15 protein-coding genes, 1 tRNA gene and 1 pseudogene are annotated in these 18,652 nt (G+C 38.7%); 10 read left to right on the forward strand and 7 right to left on the reverse strand.

All coding sequences use genetic code 11. The features are described from left to right. The 3 genes and pseudogenes from A9239_RS13345 to A9239_RS13355 all read right to left on the reverse strand — a co-directional run. Positions 1 to 276 (reverse strand): annotated as a pseudogene (locus A9239_RS13345) (hypothetical protein); the annotation flags it as partial. A gap of 560 nt (positions 277 to 836) precedes the next feature. Beyond that, entirely contained in the window at positions 837 to 1,538 is a 702-nt protein-coding gene (locus A9239_RS13350; RefSeq protein WP_048120011.1) for a dienelactone hydrolase family protein, read from the reverse strand. Positions 1,539 to 1,911: 373 nt separating this feature from the next. After that, positions 1,912 to 2,565 carry a phosphoribosyltransferase gene (locus A9239_RS13355; protein ID WP_048120009.1) on the reverse strand — a complete coding sequence of 218 codons (654 nt, stop codon included), beginning with the start codon at positions 2,563 to 2,565 and terminating at the stop codon, positions 1,912 to 1,914. Positions 2,566 to 3,559: 994 nt separating this feature from the next. On the opposite strand from A9239_RS13355, the gene A9239_RS13365 reads away from it, so the two are divergent. Continuing rightward, positions 3,560 to 5,608, forward strand: a complete 2,049-nt coding sequence (locus A9239_RS13365; protein WP_080943663.1) for an MASE3 domain-containing protein — start codon at positions 3,560 to 3,562, stop codon at positions 5,606 to 5,608. 136 nt (positions 5,609 to 5,744) lie between these two features. Beyond that, on the forward strand, positions 5,745 to 6,107 hold the full coding sequence (locus A9239_RS19655; protein ID WP_176722156.1) for a hypothetical protein: 363 nt from the start codon (positions 5,745 to 5,747) through the stop codon (positions 6,105 to 6,107). A 294-nt stretch (positions 6,108 to 6,401) separates the two neighbouring features. Here the strand turns inward: A9239_RS19655 and A9239_RS13375 are convergent, their stop codons facing one another. Next, positions 6,402 to 6,620 carry a transcriptional regulator gene (locus tag A9239_RS13375; RefSeq protein WP_048120005.1) on the reverse strand — a complete coding sequence of 73 codons (219 nt, stop codon included), beginning with the start codon at positions 6,618 to 6,620 and terminating at the stop codon, positions 6,402 to 6,404. 456 nt (positions 6,621 to 7,076) lie between these two features. Between A9239_RS13375 and A9239_RS18480 the strand changes: the two genes are divergently transcribed. Then, entirely contained in the window at positions 7,077 to 7,880 is an 804-nt protein-coding gene (locus tag A9239_RS18480) for a PRC-barrel domain-containing protein (RefSeq protein WP_080941644.1), read from the forward strand. A 715-nt stretch (positions 7,881 to 8,595) separates the two neighbouring features. On the opposite strand, the gene A9239_RS13385 is transcribed toward A9239_RS18480, so the two are convergent. Further along, positions 8,596 to 9,708 carry a DUF362 domain-containing protein gene (locus A9239_RS13385; RefSeq protein WP_048120004.1) on the reverse strand — a complete coding sequence of 371 codons (1,113 nt, stop codon included), beginning with the start codon at positions 9,706 to 9,708 and terminating at the stop codon, positions 8,596 to 8,598. 113 nt (positions 9,709 to 9,821) lie between these two features. After that, entirely contained in the window at positions 9,822 to 10,229 is a 408-nt protein-coding gene (locus tag A9239_RS13390) for an ArsR family transcriptional regulator (RefSeq protein ID WP_048120002.1), read from the reverse strand. A 237-nt stretch (positions 10,230 to 10,466) separates the two neighbouring features. Here A9239_RS13390 and groES point away from each other — a divergent pair, with 237 nt between their 5' ends. Together groES and groL are read left to right on the forward strand one after the other, a co-directional pair. Further along, the gene (gene groES, locus A9239_RS13395) at positions 10,467 to 10,745 is read left to right on the forward strand and encodes a co-chaperone GroES (protein WP_048120000.1); all 279 of its coding nucleotides are present in this window, start codon (positions 10,467 to 10,469) and stop codon (positions 10,743 to 10,745) included. Positions 10,746 to 10,877: 132 nt separating this feature from the next. Beyond that, complete coding sequence (gene groL / locus A9239_RS13400) at positions 10,878 to 12,488, forward strand: chaperonin GroEL (protein WP_048119998.1); 1,611 nt, start codon at positions 10,878 to 10,880, stop codon at positions 12,486 to 12,488. A gap of 425 nt (positions 12,489 to 12,913) precedes the next feature. Here the strand turns inward: groL and cofD are convergent, their stop codons facing one another. Then, positions 12,914 to 13,843, reverse strand: coding sequence for a 2-phospho-L-lactate transferase (cofD, locus tag A9239_RS13410; protein ID WP_048154456.1), 930 nt, complete (start codon positions 13,841 to 13,843; stop codon positions 12,914 to 12,916). A 114-nt stretch (positions 13,844 to 13,957) separates the two neighbouring features. Here cofD and A9239_RS13415 point away from each other — a divergent pair, with 114 nt between their 5' ends. The 5 genes from A9239_RS13415 to A9239_RS13435 all read left to right on the forward strand — a co-directional run. Next, positions 13,958 to 15,154 carry an HD domain-containing protein gene (locus tag A9239_RS13415; protein ID WP_048154459.1) on the forward strand — a complete coding sequence of 399 codons (1,197 nt, stop codon included), beginning with the start codon at positions 13,958 to 13,960 and terminating at the stop codon, positions 15,152 to 15,154. A 131-nt stretch (positions 15,155 to 15,285) separates the two neighbouring features. After that, positions 15,286 to 15,708, forward strand: coding sequence for a hypothetical protein (locus tag A9239_RS13420; RefSeq protein WP_048119990.1), 423 nt, complete (start codon positions 15,286 to 15,288; stop codon positions 15,706 to 15,708). A gap of 145 nt (positions 15,709 to 15,853) precedes the next feature. Then, entirely contained in the window at positions 15,854 to 16,405 is a 552-nt protein-coding gene (locus tag A9239_RS13425) for a UbiX family flavin prenyltransferase (RefSeq protein WP_048119988.1), read from the forward strand. 162 nt (positions 16,406 to 16,567) lie between these two features. Further along, positions 16,568 to 16,642, forward strand: a tRNA-Pro gene (locus tag A9239_RS13430). Between the two features lie 670 nt (positions 16,643 to 17,312). Next, positions 17,313 to 18,652 (forward strand): PKD domain-containing protein (locus A9239_RS13435; RefSeq protein WP_083250221.1); only part of this gene is annotated, 1,340 nt, incomplete at its 3' end.

Raw genomic sequence — 18,652 nt, forward strand, 5'->3', positions numbered from 1 at the left:
AGGCAGCATGAAACGATAAGGTGATGGGCGAAATGCAAATTTTTCGGAAAAGGCTCCTGATACATACGGATAAACAATTTCAGGTTCTATAAATACAGGTTTGCATAAGCCTTCGCAAAGATAATATGAGTCGGAACCGCCCTCTTCAGGAAGGTAAAGCCTGTGAAGCAGGCTGTTTTTTGTATTTATACCCTCTAAGATGTTCTCGGAGATATCTCCAAGTGTAACCGGGATTTCACAAATCTTTTCTACGATTTTGCTTTGTTTAACAAACATCTATTTTCCACTTCTGTAGATTTACATTGTGAAATATATTCTTATGCACTTTTTATTTTTCAGGCCACACTTATCTGGATAGAGTCTATCAGTTGCATGATCATTCCTTAATTTGTTTAACTCTTTGGAGATCTTTGGATGTTATCTAATGGTTATTTATTGATAAATTTTTAATATGTTTTATTTTCAGATTCGTTTTTAAGTTTGGATTAGTGTTGCATAAATAAACCTAAAATTTTCCATACTTTTAACTTCATCAGGAGTTAAAAGTATGTCATTGCCGAACAATAATCCATCTGAAATCCAAACAATAATCCATCTGAAATCTATTTTGAAAGCTTTTTCTCTGTCATTTTATTCGTCAATTGTTTCTCCTGCATCCTATATTTTATTTCTCTCTTATCTATCTACACGGTAACCAATTTCCTAATTATAATATATATAACTTCTTATTATGTGGATAAATTAAGCAAATGTTTCACATAATATAAAGAATCGTGGAAAAAAGTGAGTACTCGAAAAAGCCTGAAAAAATACTGCAAAAATTTTTTGCTAACTTGTTATTTCTCTTCCATAAGTGTTATTCTCTTTTCCGTAAGATATCTTTTAAACCATTCTTCAGCCAGATTTGCGACTTCTTCTAAAGTGCCTGGTTCTTCAAAAAGATGGGTTGCTCCGGGAACAATCTTAAGTTCTTTTTGTTCTGCTTTCAATCGGTCTAATGCCCACTGATTCATCTTTATTACTTGATAATCCTCTCCACCTACAATAAGTAGTGTTGGTGCCTTTACATCCGGCAGGGCCTTTTCAGCCAGATCAGGCCTTCCTCCTCTGGAAACTACTGCCTTTATAATATTCGTATGCTCTTTTGCAGCTATGAGTGCGGCTGCAGCTCCCGTACTGGCGCCAAAGTAACCTATGTTGAGATTTTTAGTCTCAGGATTGCTTAAAAGCCAGTTTGTTACGCTAACAAGCCGGTCTGCAAGCAGGTCAATATCAAACCTAAGGTGAGCAGTTATCATATCAATTCTCTCTTCCTCAGCTGTCAATAGATCAAATAACAGTGTTCCAAGGCCTTCTTTCTGAAGTTCCTGCGCAACATGCCGGTTCCGAGGACTGAAACGACTGCTTCCGCTGCCGTGTGCAAAAACAACAATTCCTTTTGCTCCTTCAGGAATTGTGAGGTTTCCTTCAAGTTTAATGGAATCAATTGGAATTTGTATTTCACTACTGCTTTTACTTTTACTCGATAATTCGCTCATGCCAACTCCCTTAAAAGCTTTACTATTTTATATATCGGTGTTAATTATATATCGGCTTCTGAAAAACAGTGTTGTATCCTGAAATAATTTCGCAGATCCAAAACCATTTGAAAGTTCAATACACAATACAGTAGCAGTCGATGCAAAAGGTTAAATGTTGAGTAAATTCCAATTCCATTTTGTATTGTGAAATAATCATGTAAAATAAAATAAGTTAGAAGTTGAAGTAAAATAATGGATCACCTGTATAAGATACACAATTGAAATAATAAATTAAAAAAGCGAAATGATTTCGGGATGAAACAGCTTCTGAAAAACATCAAATTATTGTATAAAAAGCACCAAACTATTTTAAAATGTTAAACAATTACTATTATCTTGCCGGAAGAGCCCTTGCTTTATCCAGAAGTTCGCAGACATCTTCATCGGTGGTTTGACTGAAGTTTCCGTACCAGGCTCCGACCCCATAGAATGGTTCAGGGGTGGCCATACATATTACTTCGTCTACTTCCTTTTTGAAAATCTCACACGTATCCGGTGCACCTGTGGGTACTGCAACCACTATTTTAGCCGGATTTTTAGTTTTAATGGCAGATGCAGCTGCACGCATTGTCGCACCTGTAGCAAGCCCATCATCTACTAAAATCACAGTCGAGCCGCTAATCTCAGGCTTGGGTCTATCTCCACGGTAAGTGCGTTCCCTGCGTTTAAGTTCCTTGAGCTCATTCTCAGCTACCATATTAATTACCCGTTCAGGTATCTGAAAAGACTTGACAATGTCTTCATTCAACACAAGGACATTGTCAGAAGAGATGGCTCCCATTGCCAGTTCTTCATTCCCTGGAACCCCCAATTTCCTTACTATAAACACATCCATTTTTACATTAAGTTCCTTTGCAACTTCAAACGCCACCGGAACTCCACCACGCGGGAGCGCAAGTATCAACACATCTGAGCGATTTGCATATTTTGAAAGTTCTTTTGCAAGCTTTTTCCCGGCATCTACCCGGTCTTCAAAAAGTGCCATTTGTCCTTCAACCCCTGTCGAACTGGATTAATTGATAAGATAAGCAATGTTAATTTATAGTATCTATGTTCAAACCCTTAAACGTATAGAGTATAAAATTTAAGCTTAAAATTTATATAATTACTCCCCTTTGAAATGGAACCCAGGAAAAAGTAAAAATTTGAAAATATTTATTTTTCTAGCTACTTGCCTATTATGTAGTAGAGAATGAACCTGATAAAATTCACTTCTCTCATTAGTTACATTGTGTTATTCTATAGTTATACACAATTTTTATACTGCCTATAATATAGGCTTGATAGAAGTAAGGAACAAAATTCGTTATTCGGTTTGGCAATAGAGGACACAGAATCTAACTGATTGACTAAACGCTGTAAAATATTTTGTATTTCTTTAGTTAAACAATAAATTTTATCAGGTGTACAAAATTTTTTAAGCCATATTATTTTTTACTTATAGACAATTTTTTGAATAATTAATTTAAAATAATTTCTGCTCTTTATATCCCCTGAAGTTGGGAAGTGAGTTGAGTGTGAACAAGTAAAGAATTGCCTGGAGGCCATTGATGATTCTTCTCTGAATCGGTATACTTGGGGAGCATATCGTCTGCGCTACTGTACTGGGGAACATAATAAACAGCGTGTAATGCCTCAGGTTTTCTTCTTATTCTCTTTTCTGCAATTCTTTTCACTCTTCCTATTCCGTTATTTGCAGATTATTCAGGTCTTAAATTGAATTAACTCAGTATCATTCAATATTACTCGCTGTTAAAAACTCGACGTTAAAACCACTACTCGATGTTAAAACCACTACTCAATGTTAAAATCACTACTCAATGTTAAAATCACTACTCAATGTTAAAATCACTACTCAATGTTAAAATCACTACTCAATGTTAAAACCATTTATTCAATGTTATAGTCACTTTGTAAATCTAAACATTCAGTCTTATACGAAATTATGAATTCTTGAGGCGTTAGGTGCAAGGGGGTGATTGAACATATCAGATGTAAGGCAAGGCACGCTAAAAGTAGACTTCTACGAATTAATGGTCTGGATAACCATAGTTATCTTGCTTTATCTGATTAGCCTTAACAATTACCTCCTCTTCCATATAGTGATAGAACTGTTCAGCGTTTACTTTGCATACGTGATATTTCTTATTATTTGGAAGTCAAGAAGTCGCCTTGAGAACCGATACCTTCTGATATTGGGAGTTAGCTACTTTTTCGTAGGGAGTTTTGACTTCCTGAGTGCACTTGCGTTCCACCACACGGGGACGTTTCCCGGATTTGGTATAAACCTGACTGCTCGGTTCTGTATCATTGCAAGATTCCTGGAAAGCACTTCTTTTCTGGTAGCTCCGCTGTTTTTGATACGCACTGGTGAGATTCAGGAGAGGAACGTCAAAACCCTTGAAAGCTCAATTTTTGCCTGGAAGGCATTTCTTGTATATGCGGTAGTTAGTGTTACCTGCCTGATTTCAATCTTTTTTTCCGAAAATTTCCCGGATTCTTATCTTCAGGGTTCTGGATTTACTCAATTCAAGGTAGCAAGTGGATACTTAATTTCTTTCATGCTTCTATGCTCACTTTTTCTCCTGTATATTGTCAGGGATAGGTTCGAAGAAAAAGTTTTTAGTTTACTCTCAATCTCCATGGTTCTAGCAGGCTTTGTGTCACTGTTGTTTGCATTCGACAGTCAAATGGGCGAGGCTCAAAGCAATATAGGTCTCTTCTTTAAATTATTGTCTTTTTATCTGGTCTATAAAGCAATCGTAGATATTGGGTTCGAAGAGCCTTGCAGTCTTTTCTTCAGGGAGCTTAAACACCGAGAAGAAGATTTCAGGCAGAAAGCCGTTTTCTTTGGGGACGAGTATGGTCATATTAGCAGAATGGTAGGTAAGAGATACCTGAATGAACATCGAAGTGCTAAGGAAAAAGACAATCCCAAAGATGGGCCAGACAGTTATAGTTCCTATATGCAAAATCTGCAGGGAATTGGATTTCAGTTTAATAAAGATTTTAAATTGATATTTCTCCATGGTCCTGTTGAGGAAATGACAGGTTATCCAAAGCAAGATTTCCTCTCGGGAAAAGTTGACTGGCAGCAAATAATAATATCTGAAGACAGCTCTGTTATTTCTAAAAAAGAGGATAAACTAAAGCTAAATCTTAATTCTATTGTTGAAAGCGAATATCGGATAAAGAAAAAAGACGGGGAGATAAAATGGGTTCGTGAGATTCTCCAGAGAATCTCGGATGAATCCGAAAGTTCTGGAAAGTTTCAGGGGCTGGTTTATGATATTACTGAATGCAAAATAGATGAAGAAGCTCTGGAAAAAATAGATAAAATTCGATTAAAAGAAGTCCATCATCGCATAAAGAATAACCTTCAGGTAATCTCATCTCTCCTCAGCCTGCAAGCAGAAAAATTCGAAGATAAAGAGGTACTCGAAGCCTTCAGGGAGAGCCAGAATCGAGTCGAATCTATTGCGATGATCCATGAGAGACTCCATGAGAGTGAAAATATGGATGCTTTTGATTTCTCAGACTACCTAAGAAAACTAACCACAGATCTTTTCAATTCCTATAATGTAGGAAACAGGAATATAAGCCTCAAATTAAGCCTTGAACAGGTTTATTTGGGCATGAATACTGCCATCCCTCTTGGAATTATTGTAAACGAGATTGTTTCAAATTCCCTGAAGCATGCTTTTCCCGCGGGAAAAATAGGCGAAGTCAGCATAAATTTTGGTAAAGCTGAAACTTTTGCCGCAAAGTACGAGACTTCATGCTCGGATAAATACTGTCTATATAAGGGAGACTATACGGATTATAAGGACTGTCTAAACAATAATTTCCGTTACATACTTACAGTAGCCGATAACGGTATAGGAATTCCCGAAGAACTCGACTTTCAAAACACCGATTCCCTGGGGCTCCAGCTTATAAATATTCTTGCCAAGCAAATAGGCGGGTGTATAGAGCTTAAAAGGAGTCCAGGAACAAAATATATTATCTGTTTCAGTAATGAAGGGTAATGAAGCCTTATTATTTCGAAATATCTGTCTGTCCTAGACTCTCCGTTTTGGAAAACTTTTTTCTTACCAAAAATTTTTCTTTTACCTTATCTAAGTAAAAAAGTCTATTTTTAGTTAGCTCTATTGAGGTGGCTCTATGAAGCGCAACACAATGGAATGGAAAGAAAAAAGAGCCAAGTTTCTAAAAGGTAAGACCTGTGAATGGTGCGGGTCTTCCGATTCTTTATGTATTCACATTCCCATAGCTTTTTCTCCGGCGCAGGTTAGCTCCGAAATTTACAGTGCTGCGTATACAAGGTTCAGGGAGGTTTACAGGCAGAGGAATCATAAGTTCGATCCTATCCCTACCGGCAAGCACCGTCACAAAAGCTATCCGTCCTGGCATAAAGCTGTACATAAAACCAAACCTGACCATCAGGCCTTGAAGAACAATTTATTGAAATTCTCCTTAAAGAGTCAGAAGAAAGTAATTTCAAGAAGCTTTATCATGAATGGCTAGAAGAAACCGGAAGTAAAGAATTAATTGACGAAAAAACTAAAAAAGCCGCGAAAGATTGCGAGTCTTTGACAAATGCGATTGTGCTCTGCAAAAGCTGCCATTTTGCAAGCCTCAGGGTATGAATCTCTGCCCTAAATGCAGGAGTAAGTATAAGTCCGTAAATTATGAAACTTGTTTTGCCTGCCTGACGAAAGAAAAGAGGAGTTTCGGGAAAGGCAAGATCGCTAAGCTCCCTGAAAATTCAGAGATTCCCTCTATGTTGCTCTTTTCATCCTATAATCTATACAATCATTTTCAAAAAAGGGCCCAGCCGCTTCCTCCACATACCCTGCAAGTTCCATTCTCAAAAATTCCGGAACCGTTACAAAGAGGACATACTATTGCAGGCTGAGCAACGAGTACATCACCATGTCCCCCGCAAGCTTCACAAATTCTGCCATTTGCGTACCCGGTTCCATGACAATGAAAGCATTTTTCCGGAGCGTATTCAGTGTCTATATAGCTATGAAGCATCTTATCACCTTTAAAAGGTATGATTACAGAAATATTGTCTCAAAAAATATTTTTGATACCTATTTTCATCTTTCTGGCTTAAAAGACCTTTCAAAAAGATAAAAAGGAAAAGGTTATAACTTAATTGCTGATTTTTTATATATTTCAGTATCAACAGGCGTTCTAATTTATACTTATAATCTATTTTAAATAAGAATTTAAGAACCGCATTGGGATCTTCTCTTTATACTATTTATTCATAAATTTCTACACAATAAAATAAAATAAAATAAAATAAAATAAAATAAATTATAATAAAATAATTCCTACATAATAACATAAAATATTACTCTTCATGTTTCCTACCGTTTTATATAACATTAAAAAAATAATATTTGCTAAAGGAGATGTTCTTAAACTGTGTCTGAAGGTGCAGGTTTTGAAACGGACGTTTCCTTAAATTTAGGGAGTTGGAATATGGTAGATAAGGATGATCTGGATTTTTTGTCAGCAAGTACGATAAAAGGGGGCAAGGTCGTCAATAGGGCAGGAGAGGACCTTGGGAAGATTGAAGAAATAATGATTGACCTTCAAAGTGGAAAGATAGCATACGCTGTATTGTCTTTTAGCGAATTTATGGGTCTGGGCAACAAATTTTTTGCTATTCCCTGGCAAATTCTTACCCTGAGGCTGCACGAACACGCTTTCTTACTTGGCATTACTAAAGAAACCCTGGAAAGGGCAGGAGACTTTGAAAAAGGAAACTGGCCTCTGACTCGTGAAGAACTCGCCGGAACATATATTTCCTACGGGTACCAGCCTTACTGGCAGGTACAAACAGGAATGCCGGAAGAGGCCGAATCTGAAAGGATGACCCGGATGGAAACTATGACAGGCAGGGATAATCTGGATTTTTTGTCAGCAAGTACGATAAAAGGGGATAAGGTTGTCAATAAAGCAGGAGAACACCTTGGGAAGATTGAAGAATTAATGATCGATCTTGAGGATGGAAGAGTAGCATACGCTGCACTATCTTTTGGTGGATTTTTGGGCCTGGGCAGTAAGCTATTTGCTATTCCCTGGCAGGCTCTTCAAATGAAACTGCACGATCACGCCATCCTGCTTGATATTCCCAAGGATATCCTGGAAAAAGCAGAGGGTTTTGATAAGGATCACTGGCCTGTAACTAACCGTGAGTGGCTTTCTGCAATGTACAGCTACTACGGGTACCAACCTTACTGGAAGGCCGAGAGAATAGAAAGTCGGCCAGGTAATCTCTAACTTTAATTATATGGCGGATACAGGCATCAATTTACTGTCAAATAGGGACGCTGCTAAATTTGGATATGAACATCTGCAGCCAAAAATTAAGCTTGATTAGTTGGGTTTATGGTAAAAATTTTACATTTTTTTAGACCCCTTGAAAAATGATTAGTTTTTTAAGGGGTATTAAATCTTATTTATTTAATCAAATATAGTGTAAATCCTTCTACAGTTTAAATACACTTATTTAATAACCTATTTGTTGTTTAAAGTACTTATCTATTTTAATTGGTAAATTAAACGTTTATTTGTCCTTACTTATAACATTGAATTTTGTATGGATAAAAATGATATCAGATGCCTTATTTATAAATATACAGAAATTGTAAATGAATCAAGTACTTATTTCGATTTTTTTCCTGATTTAAATGAGTATTATAAATTATTTATCTAAAAAATTAATTTTTAGAGAGTACCTTAATTAGAGAAACCCTAAATGCATACCTATTATTCAAAATAAGCATTGTATACCCTTAGATTTAGTACTGATTTGGAAGGGACCTTATTTTTTATAATTCATTTAGGACTTAAGCAGTTGAACTGAAGAATCAGCAGCATTAAACTATTAAATGTCTAAAATATGACTTTAATCCACAGTCTTTGAAGTAATTAATTTTGGTCTTCAAGTGTGTAAGTCCTATCATTGTCAGGTTTTACGGGTTAGATTATCTTTTTATGTCAAAAGCCTTGCAAGCAGAGATTTTTTAATTTCTACCGCATCGCTGGGACATAGTTCACGACAGCAATAACACAGGATGCACTTCTCCTCATTGATCTTAAAACTCCCATCTTCGAGTCGCTCAATAGCGTTGGGAGAGCAGTTTAAATAGCAAGCTCCGCAGTGAGTGCATTTTCTTCTGTTGATCCTGGGATAAATCTTATAGTATTTGCCAAGGGTGCGGGTAAGAAAGGAAGGGGCTGTACTGACTCCTCCACTTGATATTTTGAATTTCATTTTGACTTCTTTTAACGGAGTTCCGACTACAACAGGGCACTGATTTCCAAATCCTTTTTTCATGGCTCCTGCAGTCGTGGGAATTTTGAGGGGGTCAAAGCCTATCATTTCCGCAGCAACAATGTCCAGGGAAACACAGTCCTGGCTTGCCAGAATTACTCCGGAATTTACGGTTTTTCCATGAGAAGGTCCGTTTCCTTCCATGCCTATAACTCCATCCATAACTGCAAAGCTGGGCCTGACAACCGAATAAAGGTCGGCAACAGCTTCACCAAAAAGATCCCTTTTTCCAAGGAGATGTGCCTCTTTTCGGCACTTTAAAGGGAGAGTTCCGAAAAAGTTCTTGACCGCACCTGTATAGTAAGTAAGTTCATGAGTTTTTAATTTTGGGAGAGATATAACTACATCGGCTTCAAGGACAGGGTTTGCAATGTATAGTTTGTGGAATTGCAGGGGATCAGGGACATCTACCAGGGTAAAGCCTGCGGTTTCGAAATTTACTACCTTTGCTCCAGCTTTTCGGGCGGCTTCCTCTATACCTGAAGCTTTCAGGGCTTTTGAGGTGGTTCCTGGTCTTGATATCCCGGCTCCATCCCCTACAACAGGTCTTCCTCCTGCCTGAATCACAAACTTGCACATTGACGCTACAACTGAAGGATGAGTAGTTACTGCATTTTCAGGAGATGCAGCCGCAAGGATATTTGGTTTCAGGAGTACGCTGTCACCGGGACGGATTATATTCTCAAGGCCCCCGAGAAGCTCCAGAGCCTCAGCTATCGCTTTTTCTGTGCCAGAATAATCAGGGCAGTGGACTATGGATACTCTATTCACGGCTGGAGAATAAATGGGTTTATTATTGAATTTCTTTCCGGTTCAAGGATTTATCATCAAACTTTTTTCAGGTTCAATTAATCCATTTCTTCATTTATTTTGATCTTAATTTCTTATCTATTTTTGATCCCTATACTGAGATCTATTTCTTCAGCTATGCTTTCGAGTTCATCAAAAATTCTTTCCGAGTCTTTGCGCATCTCTTTCACCGCAGCTTTCAGGCTTCCCCCGCGGAGATATATCAGGCGTTTTTTTCTGTAAAGGAGACCTGAGTCATTAAGATTCCTTAGATGATGGTTTACTCTGGATATTTTCATCTCAAGGTCTTCAGCAAGGGCTTCAGAGGACGTTATTTCATCATTTGAGAGTCTATCCAGCAAGCTAAAAACTATCCTGGTGGCGGTATTTTCCGTATCTCTACCCGAAGAAAAGCCAAAGCTATCGCACAACCATAAAAGATCGTCTTCCAGACTTTTGACGTGCGGTTTTTCAAGATATCTAAGGATTATCTGTTGAACCATCAGTGTATATTTTACTAGATCTTGTATATATAGTTTTTTTGTATTTTATCGATATCATTTCGATTTTTTGAGAATCATCATTATTTTTCCAGTAACTTTTAAATATGAGTTCCGCATTATATGCAGATAGTCAAGCGCATGAGCGCTCAATATATTACCCAATCCCATACTGATTTATAGCTACCAGTTAATGTTCAGCTAACATGGGGTCACTTACACATAAGGAGGAACAACAAAGTGATTATCAAACCTATTGGCGAACGAGTCTTACTTAAGCACCAGAAGAAACAAGAAGTGACAAAAGGCGGGATCTATATCCCGGAGTCTGCACGGCAGGAGAAAAAGGAAGGTGTTGTTATTGCTGTAGGGACTTTTGAAGATGGAAAGGAGCTTCCCCTGAAGAAAGGTGACCGTGTGATCTACGGGGGGTATCAGTCAGACGAAATTGAAATTGACGATGAAAAGTATCTTTTTGTCGATTTCAAGGATATTCTGGCAACAATTGCTAAGGAATAATGTTGAAAGAGGCCTATTCTGAAGAACATAGGTATAAGTATGTTCCTATTTGATTCATGGAACTTATGAGTATTCCAAATTTGATTCGGGAAAATATTTAATTCTATTTGATTTTAATCCAGGTGAATACAGATGGCTTCAAAGCAGATAATGTTTGATGAAAATGCAAGAAAGGCACTTTTAAACGGTGTAGATAAAGTTGCAAACACTGTTAAGATCACTCTCGGGCCAAAGGGTCGTTATGTTGTACTGGATAAAAGTACAAAACCTGTGGTCACAAATGACGGTGTAACCATTGCAAAGGAGATTGAGCTTCACGACAAGTTCGAAAATATGGGGGCCAAGCTTGTCAAAGAAGTTGCTTCCAAAACTCAGGATAATACCGGAGATGGAACAACTACTGCAACTCTCCTTGCCCAGAGCATGATCCGGGAAGGCCTGAAAAACATCAGTGCCGGAGCAAACCCTATAGATGTCAAGAAAGGTATTGAGATAGCAACAGAAAAGGTTGTAGGCTATCTCAAGAGCAAGAGTAGTGAGGTAAAAGGTAAGGAGAAAATCGTACAGGTAGCTACAGTTTCTGCAAATAATGATGAAGAGATTGGCAATTTGATTGCCGATGCCATGGAGAAAGTCGGCTATAACGGAGTAATAACGGTTGAAGACTCCAAAACAATGGAGACCAATCTGGACGTTGTAGAAGGAATGCAGTTCGACAGGGGTTTTGTATCTCCTTATATGGCAACTGATTCTGAGAAGATGGTCTGCGAGTTTGAGGATCCGTACATCCTGATCACTGACAAGAAAATCAACAGCATGAAGCAGATCGTTCCTGTGCTTGAAAAAGTCGCCTCTGAAGGCCGTTCTCTCCTTATTATTGCTGAAGATGTCGATGGAGATGCTCAGGCTGCCCTGATCCTGAATATTATTCGTGGAGCACTGAGAGTCTGTGCTGTCAAGGCTCCAGGATTTGGAAATGAGAGAAAGGAGATGCTTGAAGACATTGCCGTGCTGACTGGTGGGCAGGTAATCAGCGAAGACAAGGGCATGAAGCTTGAGGAATTCGATGATTATATGCTCGGGAGTGCCAGAAAAGTCACAATTGATAACCACAAGACCATCATTGTGGAAGGCAAGGGCGATAAAGCAAAGATTAAGGACAGGGTCAAGCTCATTGAATCTCAGATTAATATTGCAGAGACGGATTATAAGAAGACCGAACTCAAAAAGCGCCAGGCAAAGTTAGGAGGCGGAGTTGCAGTAATCAAGGTGGGAGCTGCAACTGAAACCGAGCTGAAAGAGAAAAAGATGAGAATTGATGATGCTCTCAATGCCACAAAAGCTGCAGTTGAAGAGGGTGTGGTTATAGGGGGCGGAATAAGCCTTTTCCGTGCAGCTGCCGTTCTGGACTCCCTGAAACTTGAAGGCGACAGAGATATAGGAGTAAAAATAGTCCGGAGAGCTATCGAGGAACCTGTACGCCAGATAGCTGAAAACGCAGGCAAGGAAGGTGCTGAGGTCGTTGCAACCATCAGGGCTGAACCCCGCGAACTTTTTGGGTACAATGCAAAGAAAGATGTCTTTGAAGACCTCTTTGAAGCAGGCGTTATCGACCCCACAAAAGTAGTCAGAAGCGGCCTCCAAAACGCTGCTTCAATTGCTGGAATGGTACTTACAACCGAAGCTCTTGTCACGGACTTCAATGACGAAAAGGACGAAAAAGCAGCTACGATTATTATCTAATTTTAGCTTTTTCCTTTTTTCCTTTTTTCAGAAAAAATATCTTCATTCTTTTTAGAGCCAAAAATCTTAGGTTTGGCTTTTTCACCTTTGAGTAAGTTGATTTCACTCGAAGCTTCTGGTTATCTTCCATGAGGAATTCAACCTCTTCATTCTGTTTTTCAATAATAGGAACCAAAATACGAAAAGCTTTGGCATATCTTTCATTTTTAATTTCATCTGGATTGGTGTCCAGTGAAGACAGCATTTATTTTAAAGCTTCGAGTTCCATTTTTTCACTCCAAAATATGATACGGAAAAATGGAACAACTATTATATTTGTTCGGTGGTTGAACCTCCATTGAATTCGAAGAGGACACATAAATGTGTTAAAATAGAAAAGAATTACGAATAGTGAAAATTAATAGATGTATAAAAATAGGAGAGAATTAAGGACAGACAATAGTATCAAACAGCCCTACTACTAATTCTGCCAATTCTTTACTTTTTTCAGTTGAGGTCATCAGAGTATCGGCACGAGAAGCACGGCAACCAAGTCTCTCAAATGCGAATTCGTCCGCCTGATCCCGCTCATCGAAAACAAAGACGTCCAGGAAGTCCTGATAATATTCAGCAACCCCCATTGATGAGACCTCAAGCCCGCATGCCTGCATGAGTTTCCCGGCAGGTCCGCTTACAGGGGCATTGCCAATTATTGGGCTAACTGCTACGACCTTTTTCTTTTTTAGCAGATCTTTCATGCCTGGCAGGGAAATTATAGGCCCTATACTCGTGATCGGGTTACTTGGTCCTATAAGGACTTTGTCGTCATTTTCAAGGGCTTCGAGCACCTTTGGAGAAATCGAAGCTTCGGAGATTCCCGTTATATCAACACCCAGCACTTCGGGTTCTCCATGTTTTCCGATCCAGAAATCCTGAAAATGTAGAATTGCCTCAGGAGTTTCTATATAGGTAGAAACAGGATCATCAGACATGGGCAAAATCTTTGCATCAATCCCTAAAATGGACGCAAGCTCTAAAGTCGCATCTGTAAGGGATGTTCCATTCCGGATAAAGTTCGAGCGAATAATATGGTTTGCTCTATCACAGTCTCCAAGCTTCATGCTTTCGGTAATACCCAGTTTCTGCATACGTTCATAAGTCAGAAAGGTGTCGTCTTTTATACCCCACCATCTTTTTCGGTCGATCTGGTCTGAGAATAAATAGAGTACTGTGTCCAGGTCAGGACAAATCAGATTCCCCGAAACCCATAGGTCTTCGGCAGTGTTTACAACAACGTTCATTTCCTTCGCTGGGAGGATTTCCTTGAGTCCGTCAAGGAGCTTTGGAGTTCCGGTACCGCCTGAAAATATAATCATGATAATACCATATCCGGCTTTCTTTTAAACTTTCGGGTAGCAGGGGTTTCTGCAAAATCTACCGTATCAGAGTAGTAGTAACAACAATATATAATGAAATCTGTCTAAAGAATAATGAAGGTTGTCCTTGATCCTGTACATGGTTACATCGAGCTGGATGATTTAGTTCAGGATCTTCTTTCTACTCCCCAGATGCAGCGCCTGAGAAGGATCAGACAGCTTGGATTTTCAAACCTTGTCTACCCGGGAGCAAACCATTCGCGTTTTGAACACTCTCTTGGAACCATGCATCTGGCCTCAACGCTAACTAGGAGTCTAGATTCGATTGAAGATGACAAGAAAACCGAAATAAAAGCTGCTGCTCTTCTGCATGATATCGGGCATGGACCTTTTTCTCACGTTACCGAGAATGTAATTGACAAATATACGCGGCGCAGACATGACGATGTAAAGGAAATCCTGGGGAAAGGAGAGATCAGAGAAGTCCTGAACAAATATGGAATTTCTCCCGGAAACCTCGTAAAACACATAAAAGGAGAAACTTCTCTAGGGCAAATCCTTAGCAGTGAGATTGATGTGGACCGAATGGACTATCTTGTTCGAGATGCCCATTATACAGGTGTATCCTTCGGCGTTGTGGATTACAATCGCTTGATAAAGAAGATGAATTTTCATGAGGATAGGCTTGTTGTAGATTATGGTGGGCTAAAAGCTGCCGAATCACTTCTGGTCTCACGTTTCTGGATGAATACATCGGTTTACTATCATCATGTAACCCGGATTTCGGAAGCTATGTGTTCCAGAGCAGTGGAGTATATGATTGAAAATAATGAGCTTGACCCATTCAGACTCAGGTACATGGACGATATAGACCTTATTGCATCTATGAGAAACGCAACCGGGTATGCAGGGGAACTTTCACGGCTGCTTGATGCCCGTAAACTCTATAAACGGGCCTTATATGTAGGTCTGGCAGACGTAGGAAAAGCTGTACTGAGGCACCGTGACCGAATACGAAGGGTAGAAATAGAAATTGCAGAACTGGCCGGGGTTAGTCCTGAGTATGTGCTTGTGGACATTCCTAAGACACCTGAAATGCTGGAAATGCAGGCCATGATAAAAACTGACCACAAAATGATTCCTCTTAATGAGGCTTCCCATTTCGTATCTATCCTGAGGGAAGCCGATATGGATAACTGGAGAATGGGGGTATATAGCCCGAAAGAGCACTGTGAAGCTGTGGGAAAGGCTGCCAGAGACTATTTTGATGTTAATAAATCCCTTAAACAGTTTAAATTAAGTGATCTCTAAAGTAGAATAGATAAAAGAAAAAGAAAATCTCAAAAAATAATTTTAAAAAAGAAAATTTTAAAAAAGAAAATTTTAAAAAACGTAACGGAAAACCGGATTTTCCTTGAAATTTTAAGGGTCGAGGTAGGAATTTGTTTCAGATTAAACGGAAAGTGGGAAAAATTGAGATCGTACTTGATGCAAAAAAGGTAGGAGAAGATTATCTTCTGACCCTTACAGGCGGAGAGGAACATGTGGGAGCTGTTGCCGTAGGGCTTTTTGATGAGAAAAACCAGAGAGCAAGTTCATCGGTGATAACAATGCCCGGCCACAGGGAGGAATATCTTGCCTTGGATGGGGCAAGGCAGGTGAGCAGGGTCACAAAGAATACCTCGGTGTTTGTTGTCGGTATACACCAGGATGATATCAGCCCTGAAGAAATAAAAAACATAGTTTCAGCCGCAGGGAAAATGGTGGAAAACTTCATTTCTTTTTACAAAAAAGGTGACGAACTGGAAGAGCAAGATAAAGATTTGAAGCAACGGCATGAGATGAATACTAGAAGTAAAGCATAAGATGAGTACGAAAATAACAGTTAGAGATAATTATGGAAATAACTGCATAGAGAGAATAATGAAAATAACAGCATAGAGAGAATAATGAAAATAACAGCATAGAGATGAGTTAAAGTATCAGCAGGAACATTAACGGCAGGATAAAATGGAGATAACGGTAGGAATCAGTGGAGCTTCAGGGGTTCAGTACGGAATTCGACTTCTTGAAGTACTGGCGGAAAAAGGAATTAAAACTCATTTGGTTTTGACGGATGCCGCAAAACAGATAATCGAAATTGAAACTGATTATATTCCAGAGACAGTGGAAAAACTCGCAACATGGAGCTATGCCCAAAAAGATCTTTCAGCACCAATAGCCAGTGGCTCCTACAGGACAGGGGGAATGGTTATCGCCCCTTGCAGCATGAAAACTCTTGCAGCCGTTGCAAATGGAATATCCGATACTCTTCTTACAAGAGCTGCAGATGTTTGCCTTAAAGAGGAAAGAAAACTTATCCTGATGACCCGGGAAACCCCGCTTAATCTCATACACATCGAAAATATGCTCAAAGCTAAAAAAGCAGGAGCAAGTATCCTTCCCGCTTGCCCGGGGTTTTATTCGAGACCCAAAACTCTTGAAGACCTTGTAGATATTATGGTGGGAAGAACTCTTGACCTGTTCGGGGTCGAAAACGAGATTTATCGGCGCTGGAAATAATGAAAAAATCCTCAGAGAATCCGAAAGAAATTCAAAATTCTGGAAAGCTCAGGCAGAAGGAGCTTGGATTTTTCTGAAATATTTTCCAGAGAAAGCATGACAGATCCATGTTCTAACGAAAGCTATATAAAGGATAATCCCCTTTGAAGGGAAGTACCTATTGGGATAGTAGGGTAGCTTGGTCCATCCTCGAGCGTTTGGGACGCTTGGACCGCGGTTCAAATCCGCGCTATCCCATTTACATATTTTTTAAATCTTTTCTATTTCGAGTCGTCTTTTCCGAAATTTGCATTGCTTTCTGTATCTATGAATCTCTCATACTGTTTTTATATCGTAGACATGTGTTGTTGATCACATTTCGCAAAATAGGATAATCTATTTTTTGGGCAAACTTAAGTATAATTGTTCACCTTGCAATTTAACTGAGTTTACAATTTGGTTTTTTATTTAATCTGCCCTGAGTTGAAATTCAAAAGACATATTTTTAATTTTTGTGTCTAAAGGCACTGCAGTTCCTACACGGATTATGTTATTCAAGCCAAATCTCCACTAAAACAACATCAAATAAAAAATTTTTATAAAACTAATGAACAAAATAAATATGTTTAAAAATCAGTATTGGATATTACTTATTACTTTTATTTTGTGGCAAAATAATAAATTGAAGAAACACAGTTTAACAGGTTGTCTTAAGGCTGTGTTTTTTTTATGATTGGGATAAAAAGCAGTGCTACGAATTTGCTGTAACTCAAATGTCAAATTTTTCCATACTGTATAAAAATAGATACTCTGATGTTGTATTTTTCCCAGAAACCTCTTAAAATTTGTACTTGTTGAAAGGGGGTATGTCGTGAAAATTTCTAAAAGTGTTATACATCTATCAATAATTTTTATATTTCTGGTGATCATGACATCAAGTGTAGCAGTAGCTTATAGCTTGGAAGCTGAAAAGTTAACAAAAGTGGCATCCAATGTTGCGCTTGATTCAAATCCGGTTTGGTCTCCGGATGGAAAGGAAATTCTTTTCTCACGAGAAAACGGGCTGTATAAGGTTTGTTCGGATGGCACAGGAGAAAAGCAACTCACCTCTACAATGGGAAAGAATTTTACATCCGGTTACGCGTGGTCTCCGGATGGAAGCAAAATTTCATATATTGAAAACAGATATGATGACGCTATGGGTCCCAGAAGTGATTTATGGATAATGAATTCAGATGGGACAGGAAAAAAACAATTGCTTGATACTATTTGGTACAGATATTATTATATATATACCTGGTTTCCTACAAGTTCAAAAATACTCTACGCTGAGATTTATGAAGAGATTGGTGGTTCCTATTGGAAAATGAATTCCGATGGATCTAATAAATATAACTTAGGAAACATGGGCATTGCTGACGGTATCGCCCTATCCCCCGATGCGTCAAAAATAGCAATTTGTGGACACGGTCCAGCTGACATTGACTACTATATTAACATTGGAAAGGTAGGTAAAGATTTTACCAGTCTTCGTTCTGGATTAATTACTCATCAAACTCAGTCCAGACAGTCACAGATTTGGTCTCCAGATGGTTCAAAAATAGTATACTATGCCGGGGAAAACGAGTCCTATTGTGAAGATGAACACTCTGAAATTTATACTATAAAAGCCGATGGTACTGGTAAAACTCAACTCACTTCAGATTCGGCAAATGATAATTCCCCTGTGTTTTCACCTGATGGAAGTAGAATTGTCTTTGTGTCAGATAAAGCTGGAAGTGAAGATATCTGGGTTATGAATGCTGATGGAAAAAACAAAGTTCAGTTAACATCAAACTCAGCATCGGATTTATTTCCTGTATGGAGTCCAGACGGCAAAAAACTTGCTTTTTGGTCTGATCGGGGAAGAAGCAATAGTATCTATATTCTGACCCTAGACAATGCGAAACCACCTGTTGCTGCTTTCTGTGCATCCTCTACTTCAGGAAGTGCTCCTTTGAAAGTCAGTTTCACGGATATGAGTACAGGCACACCAACTTCATGGAAATGGAGTTTTGGAGATGGAAAAATTTCAACACTCCAAAATCCTGTGCACATCTATAGTCAAGCAGGAAAATATACGGTTAGTTTGACAGTAAAGAATGCAGCAGGAACAAATATGAAAACAATGACGAAATATATAACTGCAAAAACATCTCCTGTAAAACCGATTGCTGCATTTTCAGCTTCTCCTAGATCAGGAAAAGCTCCTTCAACTGTTTCATTTAC

It is taken from the genome of Methanosarcina sp. A14 (assembly GCF_001729375.1).
In the GTDB taxonomy this organism is placed as follows: Archaea; Halobacteriota; Methanosarcinia; order Methanosarcinales; family Methanosarcinaceae; genus Methanosarcina; species Methanosarcina barkeri.

Excerpts from the sequence above, each read along its gene's own strand:
- A9239_RS13350 (WP_048120011.1), bottom strand. The coding sequence starts at position 1,538 with ATGAGCGAATTATCGAGTAAAAGTAAAAGCAGTAGTGAAATACAAATT.
- A9239_RS13355 (WP_048120009.1), bottom strand. The coding sequence starts at position 2,565 with ATGGCACTTTTTGAAGACCGGGTAGATGCCGGGAAAAAGCTTGCAAAA.
- A9239_RS19655 (WP_176722156.1), top strand. The coding sequence starts at position 5,745 with ATGAAGCGCAACACAATGGAATGGAAAGAAAAAAGAGCCAAGTTTCTA.
- A9239_RS13375 (WP_048120005.1), bottom strand. The coding sequence starts at position 6,620 with ATGCTTCATAGCTATATAGACACTGAATACGCTCCGGAAAAATGCTTT.
- A9239_RS18480 (WP_080941644.1), top strand. The coding sequence starts at position 7,077 with ATGGTAGATAAGGATGATCTGGATTTTTTGTCAGCAAGTACGATAAAA.
- A9239_RS13390 (WP_048120002.1), bottom strand. The coding sequence starts at position 10,229 with ATGGTTCAACAGATAATCCTTAGATATCTTGAAAAACCGCACGTCAAA.
- groL (WP_048119998.1), top strand. The coding sequence starts at position 10,878 with ATGGCTTCAAAGCAGATAATGTTTGATGAAAATGCAAGAAAGGCACTT.
- cofD (WP_048154456.1), bottom strand. The coding sequence starts at position 13,843 with ATGATTATATTTTCAGGCGGTACCGGAACTCCAAAGCTCCTTGACGGA.
- A9239_RS13415 (WP_048154459.1), top strand. The coding sequence starts at position 13,958 with ATGAAGGTTGTCCTTGATCCTGTACATGGTTACATCGAGCTGGATGAT.
- A9239_RS13425 (WP_048119988.1), top strand. The coding sequence starts at position 15,854 with ATGGAGATAACGGTAGGAATCAGTGGAGCTTCAGGGGTTCAGTACGGA.